The sequence below is a fragment of the Micromonospora sp. DT15 genome, assembly GCF_049841475.1.
GTDB lineage: Bacteria > Actinomycetota > Actinomycetes > Mycobacteriales > Micromonosporaceae > Micromonospora.
This window is the reverse complement of the sequence record NZ_JBNCKJ010000007.1, coordinates 35405-58990: the sequence shown is the minus strand read 5'-3', so window position 1 is coordinate 58990 and position 23586 is coordinate 35405. Positions and strand designations below refer to the sequence as shown.

At 71.1% G+C, this 23586-nt stretch carries 20 protein-coding genes; 4 read left to right on the top strand and 16 right to left on the bottom strand.

The genetic code is table 11. The features are described from left to right. Window positions 1-96: 96 nt before the first annotated feature. The 9 genes from ACLQ3F_RS16795 to ACLQ3F_RS16755 all read right to left on the bottom strand — a co-directional run bounded on the left by ACLQ3F_RS16795 (window position 97) and on the right by ACLQ3F_RS16755 (window position 12603). Window positions 97-2469, bottom strand: a complete 2373-nt coding sequence (locus tag ACLQ3F_RS16795) for a glycoside hydrolase family 65 protein (protein WP_425849907.1) — start codon at window positions 2467-2469, stop codon at window positions 97-99. After that, window positions 2466-3269, bottom strand: coding sequence for an HAD family hydrolase (locus ACLQ3F_RS16790; protein WP_425849905.1), 804 nt, complete (start codon window positions 3267-3269; stop codon window positions 2466-2468). Before ACLQ3F_RS16790 ends, ACLQ3F_RS16795 begins: the two co-directional genes overlap by 4 nt. Window positions 3270-3328: 59 nt before the next feature. Then, window positions 3329-3793 carry a DUF4442 domain-containing protein gene (locus tag ACLQ3F_RS16785; protein WP_357203208.1) on the bottom strand — a complete coding sequence of 155 codons (465 nt, stop codon included), beginning with the start codon at window positions 3791-3793 and terminating at the stop codon, window positions 3329-3331. Between the two features lie 71 nt (window positions 3794-3864). Continuing rightward, on the bottom strand, window positions 3865-5163 hold the full coding sequence (locus ACLQ3F_RS16780; protein ID WP_357203205.1) for an ABC transporter ATP-binding protein: 1299 nt from the start codon (window positions 5161-5163) through the stop codon (window positions 3865-3867). A gap of 125 nt (window positions 5164-5288) precedes the next feature. Further along, on the bottom strand, window positions 5289-7499 hold the full coding sequence (locus ACLQ3F_RS16775; RefSeq protein ID WP_425849902.1) for a bifunctional glycosyltransferase/CDP-glycerol:glycerophosphate glycerophosphotransferase: 2211 nt from the start codon (window positions 7497-7499) through the stop codon (window positions 5289-5291). Window positions 7500-7513: 14 nt separating this feature from the next. Next, the gene (locus tag ACLQ3F_RS16770; protein ID WP_425849899.1) at window positions 7514-9589 is read right to left on the bottom strand and encodes a DUF5941 domain-containing protein; all 2076 of its coding nucleotides are present in this window, start codon (window positions 9587-9589) and stop codon (window positions 7514-7516) included. Further along, a complete protein-coding gene (locus tag ACLQ3F_RS16765) occupies window positions 9586-10332 on the bottom strand; it encodes an ABC transporter ATP-binding protein (RefSeq protein ID WP_334507643.1) in 747 nt (248 codons plus the stop codon). The genes ACLQ3F_RS16770 and ACLQ3F_RS16765 overlap by 4 nt, the downstream gene beginning before the upstream one ends. 1 nt (window position 10333) lies before the next feature. After that, window positions 10334-11161, bottom strand: a complete 828-nt coding sequence (locus ACLQ3F_RS16760) for an ABC transporter permease (RefSeq protein ID WP_112581809.1) — start codon at window positions 11159-11161, stop codon at window positions 10334-10336. Between the two features lie 71 nt (window positions 11162-11232). Then, complete coding sequence (locus tag ACLQ3F_RS16755; protein WP_425849896.1) at window positions 11233-12603, bottom strand: L-serine ammonia-lyase; 1371 nt, start codon at window positions 12601-12603, stop codon at window positions 11233-11235. Window positions 12604-12999: 396 nt separating this feature from the next. Here ACLQ3F_RS16755 and ACLQ3F_RS16750 point away from each other — a divergent pair, with 396 nt between their 5' ends. Beyond that, window positions 13000-13209, top strand: coding sequence for a PspC domain-containing protein (locus ACLQ3F_RS16750; RefSeq protein WP_030486383.1), 210 nt, complete (start codon window positions 13000-13002; stop codon window positions 13207-13209). A 140-nt stretch (window positions 13210-13349) separates the two neighbouring features. Here the strand turns inward: ACLQ3F_RS16750 and ACLQ3F_RS16745 are convergent, their stop codons facing one another. The 7 genes from ACLQ3F_RS16745 to pdxH all read right to left on the bottom strand — a co-directional run bounded on the left by ACLQ3F_RS16745 (window position 13350) and on the right by pdxH (window position 19488). Further along, window positions 13350-14213, bottom strand: a complete 864-nt coding sequence (locus ACLQ3F_RS16745) for a DUF4230 domain-containing protein (protein ID WP_355004975.1) — start codon at window positions 14211-14213, stop codon at window positions 13350-13352. Window positions 14214-14312: 99 nt separating this feature from the next. Further along, entirely contained in the window at window positions 14313-15476 is a 1164-nt protein-coding gene (locus ACLQ3F_RS16740; RefSeq protein ID WP_425849894.1) for an acyl-CoA dehydrogenase family protein, read from the bottom strand. Between the two features lie 44 nt (window positions 15477-15520). Next, window positions 15521-15826, bottom strand: coding sequence for a type II toxin-antitoxin system VapB family antitoxin (locus tag ACLQ3F_RS16735; protein WP_091395231.1), 306 nt, complete (start codon window positions 15824-15826; stop codon window positions 15521-15523). A 187-nt stretch (window positions 15827-16013) separates the two neighbouring features. Next, window positions 16014-16616 carry a nitroreductase family protein gene (locus ACLQ3F_RS16730; RefSeq protein WP_387351221.1) on the bottom strand — a complete coding sequence of 201 codons (603 nt, stop codon included), beginning with the start codon at window positions 16614-16616 and terminating at the stop codon, window positions 16014-16016. Beyond that, window positions 16616-17545 (bottom strand): aldose 1-epimerase family protein, encoded by a 930-nt coding sequence (locus tag ACLQ3F_RS16725; RefSeq protein WP_425849891.1) that lies wholly within the window; start codon window positions 17543-17545, stop codon window positions 16616-16618. The genes ACLQ3F_RS16730 and ACLQ3F_RS16725 overlap by 1 nt, the downstream gene beginning before the upstream one ends. An 18-nt stretch (window positions 17546-17563) precedes the next feature. Beyond that, window positions 17564-18862, bottom strand: a complete 1299-nt coding sequence (locus ACLQ3F_RS16720) for an MFS transporter (protein WP_425849889.1) — start codon at window positions 18860-18862, stop codon at window positions 17564-17566. Continuing rightward, window positions 18859-19488: a pyridoxamine 5'-phosphate oxidase gene (gene pdxH / locus ACLQ3F_RS16715; protein WP_357203216.1), complete on the bottom strand. Its 630-nt coding sequence runs from the start codon at window positions 19486-19488 to the stop codon at window positions 18859-18861. The genes ACLQ3F_RS16720 and pdxH overlap by 4 nt, the downstream gene beginning before the upstream one ends. Before the next feature lie 279 nt (window positions 19489-19767). Here pdxH and ACLQ3F_RS16710 point away from each other — a divergent pair, with 279 nt between their 5' ends. From ACLQ3F_RS16710 to sepH, 3 genes are all read left to right on the top strand, one after another. Next, window positions 19768-20874 (top strand): citrate synthase 2, encoded by a 1107-nt coding sequence (locus ACLQ3F_RS16710; protein ID WP_425849886.1) that lies wholly within the window; start codon window positions 19768-19770, stop codon window positions 20872-20874. Window positions 20875-21102: 228 nt separating this feature from the next. Beyond that, window positions 21103-22230, top strand: coding sequence for a phosphoserine transaminase (serC, locus tag ACLQ3F_RS16705; RefSeq protein ID WP_355004970.1), 1128 nt, complete (start codon window positions 21103-21105; stop codon window positions 22228-22230). Window positions 22231-22415: 185 nt separating this feature from the next. Next, window positions 22416-23495 carry a septation protein SepH gene (gene sepH, locus ACLQ3F_RS16700; RefSeq protein ID WP_355004969.1) on the top strand — a complete coding sequence of 360 codons (1080 nt, stop codon included), beginning with the start codon at window positions 22416-22418 and terminating at the stop codon, window positions 23493-23495. The last annotated feature ends 91 nt before the right edge of the window (window positions 23496-23586 follow it).

The window sequence follows — 23586 nt, the reverse complement described above, 5'->3', positions numbered from 1 at the left end:
ACCTCGACCGGCGAGCCGGTCTGATCAACCTGGGCCGGCACTTCGGTCTGATCAACAGCTCGGACGGGCGGGGCGGGAAGACTCCCGCCCCGCCCGTCACTGTTCGCGTTCGGGCAACCGCAGCAGCGGGGACCGGCCCGGTGGCTGCTCGGGCGGCGGGCCGGACGGCTCGGCCGGCGGCACCGGTACCGTCACCGGCTCGTCGCAGGTCACCCGCAGCACCTGGTCATGGTGGCGCAGCTCCACCACGTCGTCCGGGCCGCCGTGTCGCAGCGAGTACGTCGTCTGGTGCGGCCGGACATCCACCCGCAGCGACAGCCCCCGCCACTGGAGTGAGAACTCCAACCGGCTGAGTCGGCTGGATAGCCGGGGGGCGAAGGACAGCTCGCCGTCGTGGTCGCGTAGACCGCCCAACCCGCTGACCAGGGCGAGCCACGCGCCGGCCAACGACGCCATGTGAACGCCGTCGCGGGTGTTCTCGTTGAGGTCGTGCAGGTCCATCAACGCGGCCTCACGCAGGTAGGTGTGCGCGAGTTCGGGGTGGCCCACCTCGGCGGCGAGCACCGACTGGGTGCACGCCGACAACGACGAGTCGCGTACGGTGCGGCGCTCGTAGTAGAGGAAGTTGCGCACCTTCTCCTCGGGTGTGAAGGCATCTCCCCGCCAGTGCATGGCGAGGACCAGGTCGGCCTGCTTCACCACCTGCTTGCGGTACAGCTCGAAGTACGGGTAGTGCAGCAGCAACGGGTACTTCTCCGCCGGTGTGTGCGTGAAGTCCCATTCCTGGAGTCGGGTGAAGCCCTCGACCTGCTGGTGGACCTCGAGTTCATCGTCGTACGGGACGTGCATCGAGGTGGCGGCGTCCCGCCAGCTCGCGGCCTCCTCGTCGGTGACCCCGAGGTGGAACGCCTCGTCCCGGTGGCGCATGACCACTTCGGCGGCGGCGAGCAAATTCCGCTGCGCCATCAGGTTGGTGTAGACGTTGTCGTTCTTCACTGCGGTGTACTCGTCCGGGCCGGTGACACCATCGATGTGGAACTGCCCGTGCCGGTCGTGGTGGCCGATCGAGCGCCACAGCCGGGCGGTCTCCACCAGCAGCTCCAGCCCGATCTCCCGTTCCAGCTGGGTGTCCCCGGTGACCATCACGTAGCGGCGCACGGCGTCGGCGATGTCGGCGGCGATGTGGAAGGCTGCCGTTCCGGCCGGCCAGTACCCGGATGATTCCGGGCCGCCGATGGTGCGCCAGGGGAAGGCGGCGCCCTTGAGGTTGAGCGTCTCGGCGCGTTCCCGCGCCGAATCCAGCGTGGTGTGTCGCCACTGCAACGCGCTGCGCACCGCGCTCGGCTGGGTGTACGTGAGCACCGGAAGGACGAACATCTCGGTGTCCCAGAAGGCATGACCGTCGTAACCGGGGCCGGTCAGCCCCTTCGCCGAGATCGGCCGCTGCTCGGCCCGCGCGCCGGCCTGCAACACGTGGAAGAGCCCGAACCGGACCGCCTGCTGCACCTCCGGGTCGCCCTCGACCAGCACGTCGGAGGCGTCCCAGAACGCGTCGAGGTAGTTGCGCTGTTCCCGGTGCAGCCCGTCCCATCCGTCGAGTCGGGCGCCGGCCAGTGCCGCGCCGACCTGGTCGCGCAACGCCGGCAGGGACCGGCGACTCGACCAGCTGTACGTCAGATACTTGATCACCCGCAGCTTCTCGCCGGGCTGGAGCACGCAGGCGATGGTGGTCCGCACCCAGTCCTGGTAACCCTCGGACTCGATGGTGGTGTGGTCCGGGCCGTGCACCTCGTGCTCCATGGCGGCGGCGACCCGTAGACCGGAGACCTTCGTGCGGTGGATCAGCTGGCCGCCGTCGGGGGTGGTCAGCTCCTCCTCGGCCTGGAGAGGCGACTCCAGCACCGCCGCTACCCGGGGGTCCTTGCTCTGCGCGGGCAGCGATTCGTTCGCCACCAACTCGGACTGCACGATCAGCCGCAGCGGGCCGTCGACGGCCTCCACCTCGTAGCTGATGGCGGCCACGGACCGCTGGGTGAACGAGACGAGACGGGTGCTGCGGACCTTGACCTCCCGGCCGGCGGGCGAGCGCCAGTGCAGCTCCCGGTGCAGCGTGCCGGCCCGCAGGTCGAGGATCCGCTCGTGGGCGATCAGCTCGCCGTAACGCACGTCGAGCGGTTCGTCGTCGACCAGCAGCCGGATCAGTTTGCCGTTGGTGACGTTGACGATGGTCTGCCCGGACTCGGGGAAGCCGTAGCCCGCCTCCGCGTACGGCAGTGGACGCAGCTCGTAGAACGAGTTGAGGTAGGTGCCGGGCAGGCCGTGCGGTTCGCCCTCGTCGAGGTTGCCCCGCAGGCCGACGTGCCCGTTGGAGAGCGCGAAGACCGACTCGGACTGGGCCAGCACGTCCATGTCCAGCCGGGTCTCCCGGACGTGCCACGGCTCGACCGGGTAGGCGCGCTCCCGAATCATCCGGAGCCTCGTTCGGCGGCGAGCGGGTCGGTGGCGGTGCGGTCCGGCGCCGGGGGGTTCGCGCGGTCGAGCAGGTCGGCGAGGTCGGTCACCACGATGTCGGCCCCGTGGGCCAGCAGCTCGTCGGCTTGCCCGACCCGGTCGACGCCGACCACGTAGCCGAAGCCACCGGCGCGGCCGGCGGCCACCCCGGAGAGCGCGTCCTCGAAGACGGCGGCCTGCGTCGGGTCGACGCCGAGCAGCCTGGCTCCGGCGAGGAACGAGTCGGGCTGTGGTTTGCCGCGCAGCCCCTGCGTGCGCGCGACGATCCCGTCCACCCGGGCCTCCAGCAGCGGCTCCAGCCCGGCGGCGGCGACCACCTCACCCCCGTTCGCGCTGGCGGTGACGACGGCTCGGCGGAGGCCGGCAGCGGCCGCCGCCTTCAGATACCGCACCGAGCCCGGGTAGACCTCGACGCCTGCGGTACGCAGACGGTGCAGCAGCAGGACGTTCTTGCGGTTGCCCAGGCCGTTGACGGTCTCCGCCTCCGGCGGGTCGTCCGGGCTGCCCTCGGGCAGCACGATCCCTCGGGAGGCGAGGAACGACCGCACGCCGTCGGCCCGGGGGCGGCCGTCGACGTAGCGGTTGTAGTCCGGGCCCGGGTCGAACGGTTGGAACGGTTCGCCGGAGGTCGCTGCGCGCTGACGGAGGAACTCGTCGAACGTCTGCGTCCAGGCGGCGTTGTGTACGCGGGCGGTCTGCGTCAGCACACCGTCCAGGTCGAAGAGACAGGCGGTCACGTGAGCAGGTAGGCCCAGCACGGTACGAATCTATCCACCCTGCTGGGCACGCAAACCCATTTCGGCCGCCCTGAGGCGTTTCAGTTCGGTCGCAGCGTCCAGATCACTGTCATCTCCGAGGTCGGTTTGCCGTCCTCGGTGGTGAGCTGGACCTCGACGGGGAATTCCGGTCGTCGCCCGGCGGCCAACTCCTCGGTCACCTCGGCCGCCGGCCGGCCGAGTCGCGCGGTGGCCAGCACCGGACCCATGGCGAGTTTCCGGTAGGCGATCTCGGCCCGGACGGCCAGTGGCACGGCCCGGTCGAGCAGTTGCCCGAAGGCAGCCAGCACGACCGCGCCGGAGGCCGTCTCGCCGAGGGTGAACATGGCACCGGCGTGCGGCCCGCCGATGTGGTTGTGGGTGGCCGCCGAGTCGGGCAGCCGGACGACTGCCCGCACGCCGCCCTCGGCCTCGGGTGCCACCTCGACGAACTCGATACCGAGCGTGCGAGCGAACGGCACCGCTTCCAGCATGCCGGCCGCCACCTGGCGGGAGTCGATAGTCATGGCCTGACGTTACTAACCGGTAACCATGCCGGCAACCAGCGATTTCGCCGCCAGGGCACGGTCAGACGTCGTCAGCGCCAACCCACGTCGATCCGGTCGCCACGCTCGTCGAAGAAGTGCAGCGCGTCCATCCGTACCGAGACGGCGAGCGGGTGACCGGCGCTGACCGCCGGGTACGGCGCCAGCCGCACCGCCAGCTCCGCCGGGCGGCGGTGGTGCCGGCCCGGATCGGGGAGCACGCTGGTCTGGACGCCACTGGCCGGAGCCTCCTGCGTGTCCACCGGCTTGCCGGTGAGCCGCTGCATCACCGAGCCGAAGCGGCGTAGGCCGCGTTGGCCGACCGGCGGCGGGTCGAGCGGGGCACCCATCTCGTCGACCACGATCGCGGTCGCGCCGATGTCGAGGAACGCCAGGGACTCGTGCCCGTGGTGCTCCAGGTAGCGGATCCGCCCGCGCAGCACGTCGCCGGGGCTGTCGGGTGCGACCGGGGTGAGCGCCTCGGCCCGCATGCCGACCACGATCCGCTCACCGTGGTAGTGCGCCACCGCCCGACTGCGGATGTCGTTCCAGGGCAGGTAGAGCGACTGGTCACCGAGGTTGAGCGTGACGTACCGGTCGAGATGGACGTAGACCGACGCCTCCAGCAGGTTCATCCGTGGGCTGCCCAGGAACGCCGCGACGTAGAGCGTCGCCGGCCGGCCGTACACCTGGGTCGGTGTGCCCACGTCCTGGAGCACGCCGCGGCGCATGATCGCCACCCGGTCGGCCATTGTGAGAGCCTCGGCCTGGTCGTGCGTGACGTAGACAGTGGTGACGCCCAGCTCGCGGGTCAGGCCGGAGATCTCCGCGCGCAACTCGGCGCGCAGGCCGCTGTCCAGGTTGGACAGCGGCTCGTCCATCAGGAACAGGCCGGGCCGGCGGACGATCGCGCGGCCCATCGCCACCCGCTGCCGCTGCCCGCCGGAGAGCTGACCCGGCTTGCGGGCCAGCACGTCACCGATGCCCAGCGCGCTCGCCACGTCGCTGACCCGCTCGCCCCGCGGCTCCGGCTCGACCCCGGCCAGTCGCAGCGGGAAGGCGATGTTGTCGCCGACCGTCATGTGCGGATAGAGGGCGAAGTCCTGGAAGACCATGGCGATCCGGCGGTCGCGTGGGGGGAGGTCGTTCGCCAACTCCCCGTCGAGCATCACCGCACCGGTGGTCGGCTCCTCCAGCCCGGCGATCATTCGCAGCACTGTCGACTTACCGCACCCGGAAGGCCCGAGCAGCACCAGGAACTCGCCGTCGTTCACATCGAGGTTGATGCTGTCGACGGCCAGCGTGCCATCTCGGAAAACCTTGGTCACATCCTTGAGCGTGACGGTACTCACCGTCTTCCCCCCAGCGCGCGTCGGCCGAACCCCCCAAGACTGTGACCAGGATCATGGGTTTGTGACATCGGGTAAACGTCTCATGTTCGATCGATGACGCTGCTATTACACGACAGAAACCGCGATCAGCAGCGCGTGGACCGCTCGTCCGGCTCCCCGAGGAACACCCGTCGCACCACGCGCTCCGCCGCCCGCCCGTCGTCCAACGTGCAGAACCGGGCCCGGAAATGCTCGCGGGCCTTGATCGCCGCGTCCGAGCGCACCCCGTCGGTGCGGAACACATCGAGCAGATCGGCGAAAGTGGAGGCCACCGCGCCCGGCGGTTCGGCGGTGACGTCGAAGTAGACCCCCCGCGCCAGCCGGTACGCCTCCCAGTCCGGGGTGTAGAGCACGATCGGCCGGTCCAACACCGCATAGTCGAACATGGCCGACGAGTAGTCGGTGACCAGCACATCTGCCACCAGGTACAGATCCTCCACCCGTTGATGGCCGCTGACGTCCCGAACCCGCTCCCAGTCCCTCGGCTGGCCGGGGCGTCGATCACGGTCGTGAAAGTAGTGACTGCGCATCAGCAACCGGCCCGAGTCACCCAGCGCCTGGACGAACCGGTCCGGGTCGAACGGTGGCCGGTAGCCGGGCAGGTGCTCGCGGTGCGTCGGGGCGTACAGGACGACCTGCTCGTCGGGGTCGAGGCCGAACTCCGCGCGGAGTCGGCGCACCTCGTCCGGGCCCGCGGTGACCAGGCGGTCGTTGCGCGGGTACCCCACCTCCAGCGTGGTGTACGTGGCCGGGTACGCCCGGTCCCACATCTGGGTGGAGAAGCTGTTGGCGCTGACGCTGTAGTCCCAGCGGTCCACCCGGCGCAGCAGCCCGGCGAAGTCCATCCGGCCCGCGCCGATCGGGTGGCGCTGCTGATCAAGCCCCATCACCTTGACCGGCGTGCCGTGGTGAGTCTGGACGTGCACCTGTTCCGGTCGCTTGCGGACGAAGTCCGGAAAGTTGACGTTGTTGACCAGCCACCGGGCGCGGGCGAGCACCCGGTAGTACGCCGGCGTGCCGGCCACCACGTACTCCACTCCGGCCGGCACGGCCTCCACCCGGTCCCGGCGCACCACCCACACCCCGCGCACCCCCGGCGCCAACCGGCGGGCGACCTCGTAGATGGCCGCCGGGTTGCAGGAGTAGCCCCGGTACCAGTACGCGGCGTACACCGCGAGCGTCGGGTCGACCGGCCGCCGCAACTCGGCCCGGTAGTACTCACGCAGCAGCCCGTCCCGGGTCAGCCGGGCACCGCGCCGGGCGACCGGGCCGACAGCGCGCCGCGCGGTGCGGGCCCGTCGGCGGGCGGCGTCGCGGGCCCGGCTGGCCGCCCGCAACGCGCTGAAGGTGCGCCACCGGCCGGAGGCGACAAGCTTGTGCTTGATCCCCTCGACCCCGTCCGGCACCGGATAGCCGCCGGGCGGCAGCCAGCGCTCGTAGTCCGCGGTGATCTGCGCGAAGAACGCCTCCCGCAGCTCCGGGGCGATCCGCTGACCGTTGCCGAGCACTGTCAGGTAGTGCCAGATCATCCGTTCGAAGACCGCCGGCCGCAGGGCCTCCGTCGCCGGCCCCCACGAATCCATCAGGTGGAAGACCCGGTGCCACTGCGGGAACACCTCGAAGTGCCGGTCACCCCGGGTCCGGGTGATCGCGCCGGCGCGGCGCTGGCGGTAGTTGACGCAGACGCGATCGAGTACGCCGATCCGGTGCGCGGCCATCAGCACCGGATAGCTGAAGGAGACGTCCTCGTACCAGCCGGGCGCGAAACGCAACCCCAGGTCGGCGAGGAACTCCCGTCGGACCAGCCGGTTCCACGCGGTGTGCAGCAGGTGCATCGCCTGCGGCCGGTCCCGCAACCGGAAGGTGTCCGACCCCGGGGACTCCGGAAACACCTCGGCCATCGCGCTGCGGGTGGCGGTGTCGTTCCAGTGGGTGCGGACGTGGTCGACCAGCAGGACGTCCGGGCGGGTGACCCGCAACCGTTCGGCGACCTCGGTCAGGCATTCCGGAGCCAGCCAGTCGTCGCCGTCGAGGAACCACACGTACTCGCCGACGGCCCGGTCCAGCCCGATGTTCCGGGCCGGACCGAGGCCGACGTTCTCCGGCAGCCGGACCGAGTGGACCCGCTGGTCGCGGGCCGCGTACTCGTCGATGATGTCGCCGCTGGCGTCCGGCGAGCAGTCGTCGACGGCGATCACCTCGATGTCGGTCTCCGGCTGACCGAGGATGGAGTCCAGGCACTCCCGCAGGTATCCCTGCACCCGGAAGGCCGGCACCACGAAGCTGATCAGAGTCATCCGGCCGCCCTCCGTCAGTGCGGCGCGGCACCTCCAGCGCCCGCCGGCGCCACCGACGCCCGCGCGCTACGGGCCGGTCGCACGAACCAGGCCAGGACGACGCTCACCACGAAAACCACGAGAAGGTACGCACCGAGTGTAGCCAGTCCGATACCCGCAATACCGGCGATCGCCGCGAGGGCCAGCAGCACCGAACGCCCCTCCCAGCCCAGCGTCGCTGCGTGCAGGGGCGGTGCCGCCTGCCGCTTCTCCAGCCGGGCGGTCAGGTCGTAGTGGTGCACGGTGAGCACGAAGACGTACCCGAAGATCAGCCAGCCGGGTGCCGCACCGACCACCCCGACCGCGATGGCGAACAGGTACTCGGCGGCTCGCAACGCCGCGGGCACCAGCCAGTCCAGCGGGCCGTTGTGCGCCGCCCCGGCCCCGAGTCCACCGATGAGCAGCACCAGCAGTGCCACCGGCACCGCCCAGCGCAGCTCGTCCGGGGCGTCGCTCAGCAGCGCCGCTACCAGAAGCACCGCCGGGCCGAGCGCGGCGATGACCGCCAGGGTCAGTGGTCCCATCGGGCGGACCACCGGCAGCCAGCGGGCCAACGGGCCGTCGTCGCGGTGCAGGGTGGCGTCGACCGTGTCCAGCACCGGCACCCACATCCAGCGGGCCCGCAGGGTCCGCAGGGCCCCGGTGTACGCGAACGCCAGCACCCCCCAGACCAGGACGGCGATCAGGCTGACCAGTGGGTTGAACAGCGCCACGGTCAGCGCGATCAGCGCCCACCGCTCACCGATCGGGAAGACCACCGTCCGCTTCAACCAGTACGACACCGACCCGGTGTCCGCCTGCACCCGGGTCGACGCGGCGTTGAGCCGGTCGCCGATCCCGCCGCTGGCGTTCGTGGCCGTACGCGGGCGGCGGGCCGCCTCGTCGTGCAGCACCCCGTACCAGGTGTCGGTCATGTGGCGGACGGTCTGCAACGTCATCGCGGCGATCGCGAGCGCCCACCCGTTGCCCAGCCCGGCGTGGCTCACACCGAAGCCCAACCCGGCGTAGACCAGGTACTCCTTGGCTCGGTCCGCCATGGTGTCCAGCCAGCCACCCCAGGCGCTGAAGTGCCGGGTGTAGCGGGCCAGTTGACCGTCCACGCAGTCGAGCACGAAGCCGAGGTAGAGCAGCACCGCGCCACCGACCAGCGCGGGCCGCCCACCGACCCCGAACAGCACCGCCGCGCCAAGCGCGAAGAGCACCGAGATCACCGTCACCCCGGTCGGGGTGAGCCGGAGCCGGGCCGAGAGCCGGACCAGGTACGGCGACCAGGTGCTGACGAAGTAGGTGGAGAAGAAGTCGTCCTTCTCCTTCACCGACAGCCGCAACTCGGCCCGGTCCTCGTCGACAGCGGTCACCGCCGCCTCGGCAGCGGTCAGCCCGGCCGGGTCCTCGACCCGGTGGGCGACGAGCAGGCGTACCCGCTGGGCGAAGATCAGGGTGCCGAGCGCCGCGAGACCCGCGAAGAGCCGGTCCACGGCGGACCCGGGGCCACCGGCCGCCACCGACCCTCCGGGCCCGGCTCCGACCGTCGCCGGCAGCGGCGCCACGTCGCCGGCCGGGCCGATCGGGGCGGCGACGGGAAGCATCCCGGACGCGGCGGCCCGGGCGGCGGCCGCGAGGGTCGGCAGGTCGTCCACGCCGACCCGCAGCGCGCCGCCGAACACGCCGGTGGCGGCCCCGTCGAGGGCGTCCAACGCGCCGGCGTCGACCACCTGGCCGCGCTCCTCCCGCACAGCGGTCCGACCGGGCACCGGCGGGTCGCCGAGCACCAGCGCCACGGTGGGGCCCACCGGGCTGGTGGCCAGGTGCCGCAGTACGGCGGTGTGCGCGACCAGGTCGGTGCCGGTGATCAGCACCGGGGCGGTCGCGGTGGTGACCAGGTCGGACAACTCGTCGAGGGTGGCGGCGAAGCGCACCTCGTCCGCCCCGGCCAGGCGCAACTGGGCGGCCAACCGGTCGGCCAGCGGCTCACCTGTCGCCGTGGTGAGGCCCGCCGTGGTGAGGCCCGCCGCGGACGTTCCGGCGGCGAGCACGATCGCGAGCGTCACCGCGGAACCGCTGCGTGGTACGCGTCGAGCGCCTCGGCGATGGTGCCGTCGAGCGTCAACCGGCCCGCGTCGAGGTACAACCCCCGACGGCAGAACCGGGTCAGGTCCTTTTCGTTGTGTGACACCAGCACCAGCGTGCGCCCCTCCCCGAGCAGACGATCAATCGTCGCGTAACACTTCTTGCGGAACTCCGCGTCCCCGACCGCGGTCACCTCGTCCATCAGCAGGATCGGGTGCGGCAGGTGCGAGATGATCGCGAAGCCCAGCCGCACCTTCATCCCCGACGAGTAGTGCCGCACCGACGTGTCGATGGCCCGTTCCACCTGCTCACCGGCGAACTCGACGATCTCGTCGAAGTGCCGCTTCAGGTAGCTCGTCGACAGTCCGTGCAGCCCACCGACCAGGTGCAGGTTCTCCCGCCCGGTCAGGTCGTTGGAGAAACCGGCGGACAACTCCAGCAACGGCGCCACCGCGCCGTGCACCCGGATGTCGCCCTCGTCCGGGATGAGCACCCCGGCGATCAGCCGCAGCAGTGTGCTCTTGCCGGTGCCGTTGCGCCCGATCACCCCGACGGTCTCGCCGGGCTGCACTGTGAACGACACGTCCCGCAACGGCCAGAACTGGCCGGGCAGCGCGCCACGGGCGCCCCGGTGGATGAACAACTCCCGCAGGCGGAGCTGACGGCGACGGTTGCGGACGAACCGAATGCCCAGGCCGTCCGCCTCGATGATCGGCGCGGCCACCTCAGAGCTCCTTGAGCACGGCAGGCTCCAACCGGCGGAACGACCACCAACCGGCGGCCAGCACCAGCAGGCTGCCGACGATCGTGGTGGCGAGCAGTCGGGCGTCCGGGAACTCGTCCGGGTACCAGATCGCGTGGTGCAGCTGGAAGATCCCGACCAGCGGGTTCAGCTCGTACACCACCTTCAGCCAGCCGGGCAGCCCGGACTCCCGGACCAGGCTGAGCGGATAGATGATCGGCGTGGCGTAGAAGAGCACCCGGATGATCAGCCGCATCAGCCGCTCCACGTCGCGCATCAGCACGTTCCACGCGGACAGCAGCAGGGCGAGCCCGGTCAGCAGAACGGCCTGGACGGCCACCGCCAGCGGCAGGGAGAGCAGCGACCAACCCGGGTGGATCCGGCCGTGCACCGCGTAGATCACCGCGATGGCGATCAGGATCGGCAGGCCGGCCGCGTACTCGGCGAACCGGCCGGTGACCCGGCCGATCGGAAACACCTGACGCGGCACGTTCATCGTGGTGATCAGCCGGGACTGGCCGGTCAGCGCATTCGTCGCCTCACTCAGCGCGGAGCTGGTCCACATCCAGGCGAAGATGCCGGTGATCAGGAACAACGGGTACGACCCGGCCGCCTCACCGAGGTGCCGACCGGTGTCCCGGGAGTAGAGCACCCCGAAGACGAACCAGTAGATGGCGCCCATGCCGAGCGGCTCGATCAACGACCAGAAGTAGCCCAGCACCGACTGCTGGTACTTGACCGCGAGATCCCGCCTGACCAGGATGCGCAGCGAGTTGCGGTGCGACCACAACGCCGCGACGCCAGAGGTCACCGCAGCCTCCCGCCTCCTGAAACGGACGACAGGTTAGCAGTCGGTGAACGATTGCCCCGAATCGACCGGACTCAGCACTCGATCACGTTGACGGCCAAACCGCCACGCGCCGTCTCCTTGTACTTGACCTTCATGTCGGCGCCGGTCTCCCGCATGGTCTTGATGACCTTGTCCAGCGACACCTTGTGCACCCCGTCGCCGCGCAACGCCAACCGGGCGGCCGTGATCGCCTTGATGCTAGCCACCGCGTTCCGCTCGATGCAGGGGATCTGCACCAGGCCACCCACCGGGTCACAGGTCAACCCGAGGTTGTGCTCCATCCCGATCTCGGCCGCGTTCTCCACCTGCTCCGGGGTGCCACCGAGCGCCTCGGCCAGCCCCGCCGCCGCCATCGAGCACGCCGAACCGACCTCACCCTGGCAGCCCACCTCGGCGCCCGAGATCGAGGCGTTCTCCTTGAACAGGACACCGATCGCGCCCGCCGTCAGCAGGAACCGCACCACACCCTCGTCATCGGCGTCCGGCACGAACCGGGTGTAGTAGTGCAGCACCGCCGGAATGATCCCGGCCGCGCCGTTGGTCGGCGCGGTGACCACCCGGCCACCAGCGGCGTTCTCCTCGTTGACCGCCAGCGCGAACAGGGTCACCCAGTCCATCGCGTGCAGCGGGTCGGCCGACCCGGCCTCCGCCTCCAGGCCACGCCGCAGCTCCGCCGCGCGCCGCCGGACCTTCAACCCCCCAGGGAGTACGCCGTCGCGCTCGCAGCCGTTGCGCACGCACTCCTGCATCACCCGCCAGATCTCCAGCAGACCGGCCCGGATGTCCGCCTCGCTGCGCCAGGAACGCTCGTTGGCGAGCATCACCTCGCTGATCGACAGCCCGGTGCGGGTGGTGACGTCGAGGAGTTGCGCCCCGGTCAGGAAGGGGTACCGCACCACGGTGCTGTCCGGCTTGATCCGGTCCGCCCCGGCAGCCGCCTCGTCCACCACGAACCCGCCACCCACCGAGTAGTAGGTGCGGCTGCGCAGCTCGGCACCGGCCCGGTCGTACGCCGCGAAGGTCATCCCGTTCGGGTGGTACGGCAACGACCGCCGGCGGTGCAGTGTCAAATCCCGATCCGGGTCGAAGTCGATCTCGTGCGCGTCGAGGATGTTGATCCGCCGCTCGGCCCGGATCCGCTCGACACGAGGACCGACGGTGTCCGTGTCGACGGTCTCCGGCGACTCGCCGGCCAACCCGAGCAGCACCGCCGGACCACTGCCGTGGCCGTGCCCGGTGGCACCCAGCGAGCCGAACAGCTCGGCCTGCACCCGCGCCGTGTCGCTGAGCAGCCCGTCGGCCTTCAGCCCTCCGACGAACGTCCGCGCGGCCCGCATCGGCCCCACCGTGTGTGAGCTGGACGGCCCGATACCGACGCTGAAGAGGTCGAAAACACTGATCATGGCTGCGCTTCCTCGCCGTCGTCCCGGCGTACGGGACCCGGCCGGGTCGTGACCGCCGGTCTGGCGGCCCCGCTCGTGACCGTCCGGGGTATGGGTGCCGGCCTCCCGGGGTGTGGGAGGCCGATCTACCAGCCTACCCGCCCAGCTCACCCGCCACCCGGTCCGGGACGTGAACACCCGACCACCGTCTCCCGCCCCGCGCCACGCCCCGCCCGCCACGCCCCGCCTGGCTGCGGCGGGCGGGCGGCTCGGGGAGGCGTCAGCGAGGGGTTGCCCGGGTAAAGCACCTACGGGTCCACGGGTCGCCGCTCCTCCTCGAGACCGAGGGCGAGGTGGCCATCCCTTTCTACCGTGGATTGCAGACGCGGCGCACCGCCGCAGAGTGGGAGTACGACGATGAGTCGCAAACTGGTTCGGCCCCGCGAGGGGCGCATGATCGCTGGTGTCTGCGCCGGTCTCGGGCGGCGGTTCGGCATGTCGGCCGGAATGGTCCGGCTGCTGTTCCTGCTGTCGCTGCTGCTGCCCGGCACGCAGGTGATCGTCTACCTGATCCTGTGGGTGCTGATGCCGAACGAGGACCGCTACCTCGCGTCCACCGGACACTGATCCGCCCAACACTGACCCACCCGCCACGGTCACACCCCACCCCGGGCGGCGGATCTTGGGGGAGGGCGCGTCGGCGGTAGAGACGGGAGCGCCCGCTCCGACGGAGGTCGGGGCGGGCGCTTCGGCGTACGGAGGGCAGGTCAGGGGGCGATGTAGGTGACAGTGATCTGCTGGTAGCCGAGGGAGCGGAGCAACCCCTCCAGCATCTTGCGGGTGTTCTCCTCGGCTCGGGCCGAGAGCCCGCTGTCCCGGGCGGCGGCGGTGATCCGGTCCTCGGCGAGCTTGTAGACCTGCTGCTGCCGGTTGGGGTCGTTGCCGACCAGGTCACCGAGTCGGTTGAGCAGACCGCGCTGCTCGGCGAAGACGTAGCTCTTCTCCATGTCGAGGTTGGTCTCACCGAGTTGCGGCGCGGGCAGTTTGATCTCGACGGACTTGCCGTCGGCGGACTGGACGACAGCGCCCTCACCGATCTTGGTGAAGTCGACGTACGCCTCGACACTGCCGGCCCCGACGAACAGGGTGCGCTCGTTGAGCAGGAAGTCCGGAACGTTGCGCCTGTCGTTCTGCGTGTCGACCACGACCTGGAAGTTGCCCTCCGCGGCCACGTAGCGGCTGAGGTCCTGGATCGACTTCAGCAGCGGTGGCTGACTGCGGTCGGTCTGCTCCTTGGCGAACGGGTTGCGGAACTCCGGCAGAATGCCGGTCGCCTGGATGCCGAGCAGCACGACCACGGCCAGCGCGGCGGCGCCGAGCAACAGGAGCAGACCACGGGCCGCCCCACCGCCACCACCACCGACGGGGCCATCGCCACCGCTCGTCGGGCCACCGGGATCTCCAGGCCCACCGGGGCCAGCGGGTCCACCGGGACCGGCCGGCTCGCCGGGGCCACCCGGCGTGTCCATGGTCCACCCGGTTGTAGCGGTCGACCGCGCCTTGAGATCGTCACCGGTCGGGTAACCGGGGAACTCTCTCGTGGGCTCGTTGCTGCCAGCGTCGCGGGCCATCACGCTCACCGTCCTCGTCAGACACGTCGTCTGTCAATGACGGTACGGCCCCGATACGACAGCCGCGCGGCGAGCGCCAGGAAGTGACAAACGAGCAGGTCAGGCGAACGCGGAGAGCCCGGTCAGCCGCTGCCCGATGACCAATTGGTGGATCTCGGAGGTGCCCTCGTAGGTCAGCACGCTCTCCAGGTTGTTGGCGTGGCGCATCACCGGGTACTCACCGGAGACACCGTTGGCGCCGAGGATGGTGCGGCACTGCCGGGCGATGGCCAGCGCCTCCCGCACGTTGTTCAGCTTGCCCACGCTGACCTGCTCGGGCCGCAGTCGCCGGACGTCGGCGAGCCGGCCCAGGTGCAGCGCGAGCAGTTGCCCCTTCACCAACTCGACGGCCATGTCGGCCAGCTTCGCCTGGGTGAGTTGGAAGCCGGCCAGGGGGCGCCCGAACTGGGTGCGGGTGGTCGCGTACGCCAGTGTGGTTTCCAGGCAGTCGCGGGCCGCGCCCACCGCTCCCCAGACGATGCCGTAGCGGGCCTCGGTGAGGCAGCTCAGCGGTGCCTTGAGCCCGACCGCCTCGGGTAGTTGGGCGTCGGCCGGGAGCCGGACGTCGTCGAGCACGATCTCGCCGGTCACCGACGCGCGCAGCGACATCTTGCGGCGGATCTCGCGGGCCGTGACGCCGGGGGTGTCCATGGGTACGGCGAAACCCCGTACGCCCTCGTCGGTGCGCGCCCAGATCACCGCGACGTCCGCGATCGGGGCGTTGGTGATCCACATCTTCCCACCGGTGAGCACCCAGTCGTCGCCGTCGCGGCGGGCCCGGGTGGCCATCGAGGCGGGGTCGGAGCCGTGATCCGGCTCGGTCAGGCCGAAGCAGCCGATCGCCTCACCGGTGGCCATCGACGGCAGCCACCGTTGCTTCTGCTCCTCGCTGCCGTAGCGCCAGATGGCGTACATGGCGAGCGATCCCTGCACGGAGACCAGGGAGCGGAGGCCGGAGTCGCCGGCTTCCAGCTCCTGGCAGGCCAGGCCGTAGGCGACAGCGGAGGCGCCGGCGCAGCCGTAGCCGGTCAGGTGCATGCCGAGCAGGCCGAGCTTGCCGAACTCACGGGCCAGTTCCCGGGCGGGCACCCGGCCGTCCTCGTACCAGTCGGCGACGTGGGGTCGCACCCGGTCGTCGACGAGTTGGCGGACGACGTCGCGGATCTGCCGCTCCTCCTCGCTGAGCGACGGGTCCAGGTCGAGCAGATCCAGCGCAGCGGTCATGGACGCCACCCTAACGAAGGTTCAGCGCGGGAAAGAAGGGCTCGTCACTCGATGGGCCCGGAGAGCACCAGCACCCGCGCGTGGATCTGGTTGCGCTGCTGGAGGGCTGCGCGCAGCGCGCGGTGCAGCCCGTCCTCCAGGTAGAGCCCACCGTTCCACTGCACGACGTGCGGGAAGAGGTCACCGTAGAAGGTCGAATCCTCGGCGAGCAGCTTGTCCAGCGCCAACTCGCGCTTGGTGGTGATCATCTGATCCAGGCGCAGTGGCCTCGGCGGGATCTCCGCCCACTGCTTGAGCGTCAGATTGTGCTCCGGATAGGGACGCCCGTCCCGGACCGCTCTGAAGATCACGACGGCACGCTCCCCTCCCCGTGGCCGGGCCGACCGACGGCGCCGAGCCGGGCCGCGGCGGGCACCGCGCGGCGCGGCACCGATGACCGTGCCAGCCTAGCCGCCCAGCGCACGCTACGTTCTGCTCCCTGATGTCAGTTTCGCTATCGCTCGTCCGATCCTGAACCGGACGAACGGGACGTCAGCGTCAGTTCCACCGACCGCGCCGCACCACCTCGTCCATCGGACGACGTCCACGGCGCAACGATGGTGACCGATGGTCGGCTGCACGGTAACCGATTGTGACGGCACCGATGGGTTGGTACTCCGCCGGCACGCCGAACGCGTCCCGGTAGGCGGCGATCCGCTGCTGTGGAATGCCGAAGAAGCACGCCCCCAGCCCCTCGTCCACAGCGGTGAGCAGCATCAGCAACGCCGCGAAGCCGGCGTCCACGTGCCAGTACGGCACCGGCCACCGGTCCGAGGACTGATCCGTCCAGCCCTTGTCCGGCTCCGCGTACCGCCGCAGGTAGGCCGACTCGTTGGCGTGCGGCACCACGATCACTGGTGCCCGGCGCATGCCCGCGAGCCAACGCTCCCGCCCCCCGCCATCGGGTGTGGTGGCGGCCCAGAACCGCTCCCGATCGGCCAACTCCTCCAACACCAGGAAACCCCAGCCCTGGGCGAAGCCGGCCGACGGCGCGCGGACCGCGTGGTCGAGCAACCGGTCCACCACGTCGGGCGGGACCGGGCGGTCCGGGTCGTAGTTGCGCACCATCCGCCGGCGGCGGACGACCTCGGCGAACTCCATCAGGCGCCGGGGCGGATGCCCCAGGCACCTCGCCAGGTCGCGCCGGACTTGAGGGCGAGCAGGTCCTTGCCCGACCGGAACGCGTCCGGTGGGCAGGTCATCGGCTCGATTGCCACCGAACGGCGGTGCCGCTCGCCGGTGAGGGCGTCCCCGGTGAACACCTGCCACCAGCCGAACTCGGCGTCCGCCCAGATGCTCACCGCGGCCGAACCGTCCGGCGCGGCGAGGCTCACCGACGAACCGCCGTCGGCGTCGGAGATCACCTCGCCGAAGCAGGAGTCCAACACGGCAGCGCCGATCCGGCGGGGGCTGGTCCAGTCGTACTCGGTGCCGGCCACCGGGGTGACCCCCACCGGCAGCAGTCGACCGTCCACCAGCACGCGGCTGCGGGTGGGCAGCCGCATCACCAGGTCGTCCACCGCGACGCCCGGCAGTTGCAGGTACGGGTGCACGGAGAAGCCGAACGGGGCAAGCTCCCCGCCGATGTTCGTCACCTCGTGCTCGGCGCGCAGCCCGTCCGCGTCGACGCTCCACCGGCTGCGCAGCCGCAGCGGCCACGGGTAGCCGGGCTGCGGCGGCAGGTCGTATCCGACCGTCACGGCGTCCGCCGACTGCTCCAGCAACTGCCACGGCACCCAGTTGACCAGCCCGTGGATGGCCACGTGCCGCTCCGGCTCGGTCAGCGAAAGCTGGTGCGTCCGCCCGTCGAACGAGTAGCGACCATCGCGGATCCGGTTCGGCCACGGTGCCAGCACCTGCCCGGTGCAACCGGGGCAGACCTCGTCGGTCTGGTACCCGTCGAGCAGGTCGACACCGTTGTGCCGGTACGTCCGGAGCCCACCGCCGACCTCCACGATGACGGCCTCGTGGCCGGCGGCGGAGATGGTCCACTGGGCGCCGGAGAACGGGCGCGGATCGGGGCTTTCCATGCCGGCGACACTAACCGGTCAGGTCCGGTTGTCGCTCGACGCCGTCGCCGCCCGGTAGCGCAGCAGCGCCGGGAACGCGACAGCGAGCACCACCACGAGCACCGCGGAGGCGAGCCCACCGGCCACCCAGGCCACCCCGCCACCGAACCCGGCGGCCATGGTGCCGGCGCGCAGATCACCCAGGCGTGGGCCACCCGCCACCACCACCGTGTTCACGCCCTGGAGTCGGCCGCGCATCCGGTCCGGTGCGTAGACCAGCAGCATCGACTGACGCAGCACCGCGCTGATCAGGTCGGCGGCGCCGGCCACGGCGAGTAGCACGACCATCAGCCAGAGCTGGTGGGCCAACCCGGCGGCGGCGATCGCCAGGCCCCAGCCGACCACCGCCAGCACCAGGCCGAGCCCCTGCCGGCGGAGCCGGCCGATCCAGCCGGAGGTCAACCCACCGATCATCGAGCCGATCGCGATGGCGCTGTAGAGCAGACCGACCGAGCCACCGCCACCGAAGCGCTCGTGCGCGATCTCCGGAAAGAGGGCCCGTGGCATGGCGAGGATCATCGCGATCAGGTCCACCCCGAAGGACAGCAGCAGGACCGGGGTGGTGGCCAGGTAGCGGAACCCGTCGACGACGCTGGCCAGACCGGCACGCCGGACCTGGCCGTCGGCGCTGGGCTCGGGCGGGAGCGAGGGCAGCCGCAGCGCCGCCCAGAGCATCGCGGTGAACAGCACCGCGTCCAGCCCGTAGGCGATCGGCAGGACCACAGTGGTGTCCGGCGAGGCGGAGAGGATCAGACCGGCGGCGAGCGGGCCGGCGACCGAGGCGGCGGTGAAGGTCGTGTAGTTCAGGGTGGTCGCGGACGCCACCAGGTCCTCCGGCACCAGCCGGGGCAGCATGGCGCTACGGGCCGGCGAGCTGATCGCGAAGGCCACCGACTGCAACGCCATCAACGCCAGCAGCAGCACCGGGCTGCCCACGTCCAGCACCGCCTGGAGCAGCAACCCGAGAGTGGATGCCCAGAGCAACAATGAGCCGCCGAGCAGCACCGCACGCCGGTCACGGGCGTCGGCGACCGCGCCGCCCCAGAGCCCGAAGACCAGCAACGGTACGAAGGCAGCCACGCCCAGCAGGCCCACCCAGAACGAGTCCCGGGTCAGGGCGTACATCTCCACCGGCACCGCGACGGCGGTGAACTGGAAGCCGAACATCGCCACCGTGTTGCCGAGCCAGAGCCGGCGGTACGCCGGAACCCGCAGCGGACGCACGTCGATCGCCCAGCGGCGCGCTGCGCGCGGCCGGGTCTCCCGCACACCCGTCACGGCGCCAACCGCTCGACGATCCAGCCACCCTCGTCGAGGCGACGGAAGCGGAGCCGGTCGTGCAACCGGCCGGCCCGGCCCTGCCAGAACTCCACCGACTCGGGTTGGACCCGCAGCCCTCCCCAGTGCGACGGGGTCGGGATCTCGGCCTGGTCGGCGAACCGCTCGACCGCCTCCTGGTACCGCTGCTCCAACGCCGCCCGATCCGACACCACCTGCGACTGCGGGCTGGCCCAGGCACCCAGTTGGGAGCCGCGCGGTCGGCTGGCGAAGTACGCCTCGCTCGTGGCGCGGTCGACCGGCGTGACCCGTCCGGCGACCACCACCTGACGCTGCATGGAAAACCACGGAAAGACCAGGCTGGCGTACGGGTTGGCGGTCGCCTCGACGCCCTTGCGCGACAGGTGGTTGGTGAAGAAGACGAAGCCCTCCGGGTCGTACCCCTTCAGCAGCACCGTCCGCCCGCTCGGCCGGCCGGCCGAGTCGGCGGTGCCCACCACCATGGCGTTCGGTTCGGGTAGCCCGAAGGCCACCGCGTCGGCGAACCAGCTGTCGAACTGGGTGTGCCAGTCGGCGGCCAGGTCAGCCTCGGTCAGGCCCAGGTCCGCGGCGTACTCGTTACGCATCGCGGCCGGGGCGGGTGTGTCGCCCGTCACGTCCCCACTCCTTCTCGGGGGCCCCACCAGCACCCTCCCGCGCTGACCAGCCCGCCCTGCCCAGTCTCACCGAGCCGGACGGAGAATGCGCGCCCGGGGATGTCGCGTGCAGCACAGTCGCAGCGGGTCGCGTATCCCTTACTCAGCAGGCAGTATGTTGCGAACACATCCCTGAGGGTCGCCTAAGGCGCTCGGCCGATCCGGGCCGGATGAGCGATCGGGCGCACCGACCAGATCCAGGAGAGCGACATGGCCGATTTCAAACCCGGGCTGGAGGGCGTCGTCGCCTTCGAGACCGAGATCGCCGAACCTGACCGTGAGGGCGGTGCGCTGCGCTATCGCGGAGTCGACATCGAGGATCTGATCGGCCAGGTGTCGTTCGGCAACGTCTGGGCGCTGCTCGTCGACGGCCGGTTCGGGCCGGGCCTGCCGCCGGCGGAGCCGTTCCCGGTGCCGGTGCACTCCGGTGACATCCGCGTCGACGTGCAGTCCGCGGTCGCCATGCTGGCCCCGTACTGGGGTCTCAACCAACTGCTGGACATCTCCGACGAGCAGGCCCGTGAGGATCTCGCCCGGGTCTCGGTGACCGCGCTCTCCTTCGTCGCCCAGTCCGCCCGCGGCCTCGGCCTGCCGGCGGTGCCGCAGAAGGAGATCGACAAGGCGCAGACCATCGTCGAGCGGTTCATGAAGCGCTGGCGCGGCGAGCCGGACCCGCGGCACGTCAAGGCTGTCGACGCGTACTTCATCTCGGCCGCCGAGCACGGCCTCAACGCGTCCACCTTCACCGCTCGCATCGTCGCCTCCACCGGTGCGGACGCGGCTGCCTGCATCTCGTCGGGCATCGGCGCCCTCTCCGGCCCGTTGCACGGCGGCGCCCCGTCGCGGGTGCTCAGCATGCTGGAGGCGGTGGAGCGCAGCGGCGACGCGGAGGGCTACGTCAAGGGCGTCCTCGACCGCGGTGAGCGGTTGATGGGCTTCGGCCACCGCGTCTACCGTGCCGAGGACCCGCGCGCCCGAGTGCTCCGGCGTACGGCCAAGGAGCTGGGCGCGCCGCGCTTCGAGATCGCCGAGGCGCTGGAGAAGGCCGCCCTCGCCGAGCTTCAGGCCCGCCGCCCGGACCGGGTGCTGGCCACCAACGTCGAGTTCTGGTCGGCCGTGGTGCTGGACTTCGCCGAGGTACCGGCGCACATGTTCACCTCGATGTTCACCTGCGCGCGGATGGGCGGCTGGAGCGCGCACATCCTGGAGCAGAAGCGCCTGCAGCGGCTGGTCCGCCCGTCCGCCCGCTACACGGGCCCGGAGACCCGTAAGCCGTCCGACGTCGAGGGCTGGGCGGCCATCCCGCACGGCGTCTGAGCTGATCGACAAGGGGCCCTTCCTCGACGCCGGACGTCGAGGAAGGGCCCCTTGTCCACGCCGCGCGTCGAAGAGTGGTCGTTGTCGTCGGTCACCGGAGCCGACTGTGGCGAAGGACTCAGACCGACCGCCGGGACCCCGCCCACCGTCGTCCGGTCCGGGTGCGAGGATGAGGGCCGGCAGTGTCGCCGGGCCCGCCCTCGCCCTTGCGGAAGGATCTTCAAGACCGTGGCTGACGCACCGATCATCCGGATTCCCGATGAGATCAAGCCCGCCGATGGACGCTTCGGCTGCGGCCCGTCCAAGGTCCGCCCGGAGGCGGTGTCCGCCCTCACCGAGGTCGCGACCACCTACCTCGGCACCTCGCACCGGCAGAAGACGGTCCGTGACCAGGTTGCCCGGCTGCGCTCCGGCATCGCCGAGTTCTTCTCGCTGCCCGAGGGCTACGAGGTGGTCATCGGCAATGGCGGCACCACCGCGTTCTGGGAGGTCGCCACCTTCGGCCTGATTCGCGAGCGGGCCCAGTTCGCCAGCTTCGGCGAGTTCGGCGCCAAGTTCGCCAAGTCGGTCAAGGACGCCCCGTTCCTGGGTGAGCCGACCGTCCGCAAGTCCGAGGCGGGCAGCGCTCCGACACTGGTCGCCGAGTCCGGCGTGGACGCGTACGCGACGCCGCAGAACGAGACCTCGACCGGTGTGGCCGTCCCGATCAGCCGGGTGGCCGGTGCCGACGAGGGCGCGCTGCTGCTTGTCGACGCAACCTCCGGCGCGGGTGGCCTGGACGTCAACGTCGGTGAGACCGATGTCTACTACTTCGCCCCGCAGAAGTGCTTCGGCTCCGATGGCGGTCTGTGGCTGGCTCTGATGTCGCCGGCCGCACTGGACCGGGCCGCCGAGATCAAGGCGTCGGGGCGCTACATCCCCGCCTTCCTCGACCTGGTCACCGCTATCGACAACTCGCGGCTGGAGCAGACCTACAACACCCCGGCGCTGGCCACGATCTTCCTGGCCGCCGAGCAGACCGACTGGATGAACGCGCAGGGCGGCCTGTCCTGGGCGGCGAAGCGCACCGCCGAGAGCGCCGCAGCGGTCTACGGCTGGGCCGAGCGGTCCAGCGTGGCCACCCCGTTCGTCACCGACCCGGCGCTGCGCTCCAACGTGGTCGCCACCATCGACTTCGCCGACGGGGTGGATGCCACGGCGATCGCCAAGGCGCTGCGCGCCAACGGCATCGTGGACACTGAGCCCTACCGCAAGCTTGGTCGCAACCAGCTGCGGGTGGCGCTGTTCCCGGCCGTCGAGCCGGCCGATGTCGAGGCGCTCACCGCGTCCATCGACTACGTGGTCGAGCGACTCTGACGTTCGTCACGGTCGGTGTCCGTTGGAGCCTCCACGGACACCGACCGTGATCATCGCCGCAGCTCAGTCACGACATGCGGGGTGTCGCTTCCCCCACCCCGAGACAGATGCGCGTACGGTGGTCCGAGACGCCTGGGTGGCCGACTCGTGGTGTGCGGCCAGCGAAGCGGGACGGAGGCAACGTTATGCGCCCAGTACGCTTCGTCGCCCTCTCCGAGGACGGCCAGGCACTGGTGCTCGCCGACGAGGTTGGGCGCCTCCTGGCCCTGCCCATCGACGAACGCATCGCCGGTGTGATGCACCCCGAGCCGGGTGCCCCGCCGCTCGCGGTGGCACCGAGCACCGTCGACCCAATTCCCTCACTGTCCCCCCGGGACATCCAGGCCCGCATCCGCTCCGGTGAGTCCGCGGAGGACGTCGCCCGGATCGCCGGGGTGCCGGTCGACCGCGTGCTGCGCTACGCCGGCCCGGTGTTGCAGGAGCGGGCGATGCTCGCCCAGCACGCCCGGCGCACCCGACTCAAGGGCGCGGAGAAGCCCACCCCGCTCGCCGAGGTGGTCAACGGCCGGCTGAGCCAGCACGGCATCGACACCGAGAAGATCTCCTGGGACGCGTACCGGCGCGACGACGGCACCTGGCGGATCATCGCCACCTGGCCGTCGGGCAAGGCCACCGCGCAGGCCATCTGGGACATGGACAAGGCGCGACAGGTGGTCACGCCGCACGACGACATGGCGCAGTACCTGTGCGCCGAGCGGCCCACGCCGATCCTCGGCCAGGAGCCGGCACCGGAGCGCGGCGGGCACGCCCTGCCGGGCCCGTCGCGCGGCGAGCCGAGTCGTGGCGGGCACGGTCTGCCAGCGGCGTCCGAGCACCCGCGCCCTGGCCGTGATCCGATCCGGGCCGGCCGTGACGCGCTGCTCGCCTCCCTGGACCGTCCGCTCGGCGGTTCGTCGGGTCGTGGGCTGGAGCCGCGTACCCCGGCTGCCCTGGCCGGGTCGGACGCGCCCCGGCAGCGGCCGGTCGGTGGGGGTGCCGCCGCGCTGCTCGGCGGTGGCCAGGGCTCGGCCTTCGACGACGATTCGGACGCGCCCAAGGAGGTGCCGGCCGTGCCGTCGCTGGCGGTGCTGCGGCCCCGCCGCACGGGCGCTGCGGCGGCCACCGGCGGCGAGTCCACCGACGCCAACGGCAAGCCACGCAAGCGGCTGCCGAGCTGGGACGACGTGCTCTTCGGCAGCGGCCCGGCCGCCCGCGAATCCTCCTGACGCCTCGCGTTGACGGGTGACCCTGTGTCACCCGTCAACGCGCGCGTTCGAACCTCAGCTCCCTGAGCGACACGGTCCGCCCGGCGATCTT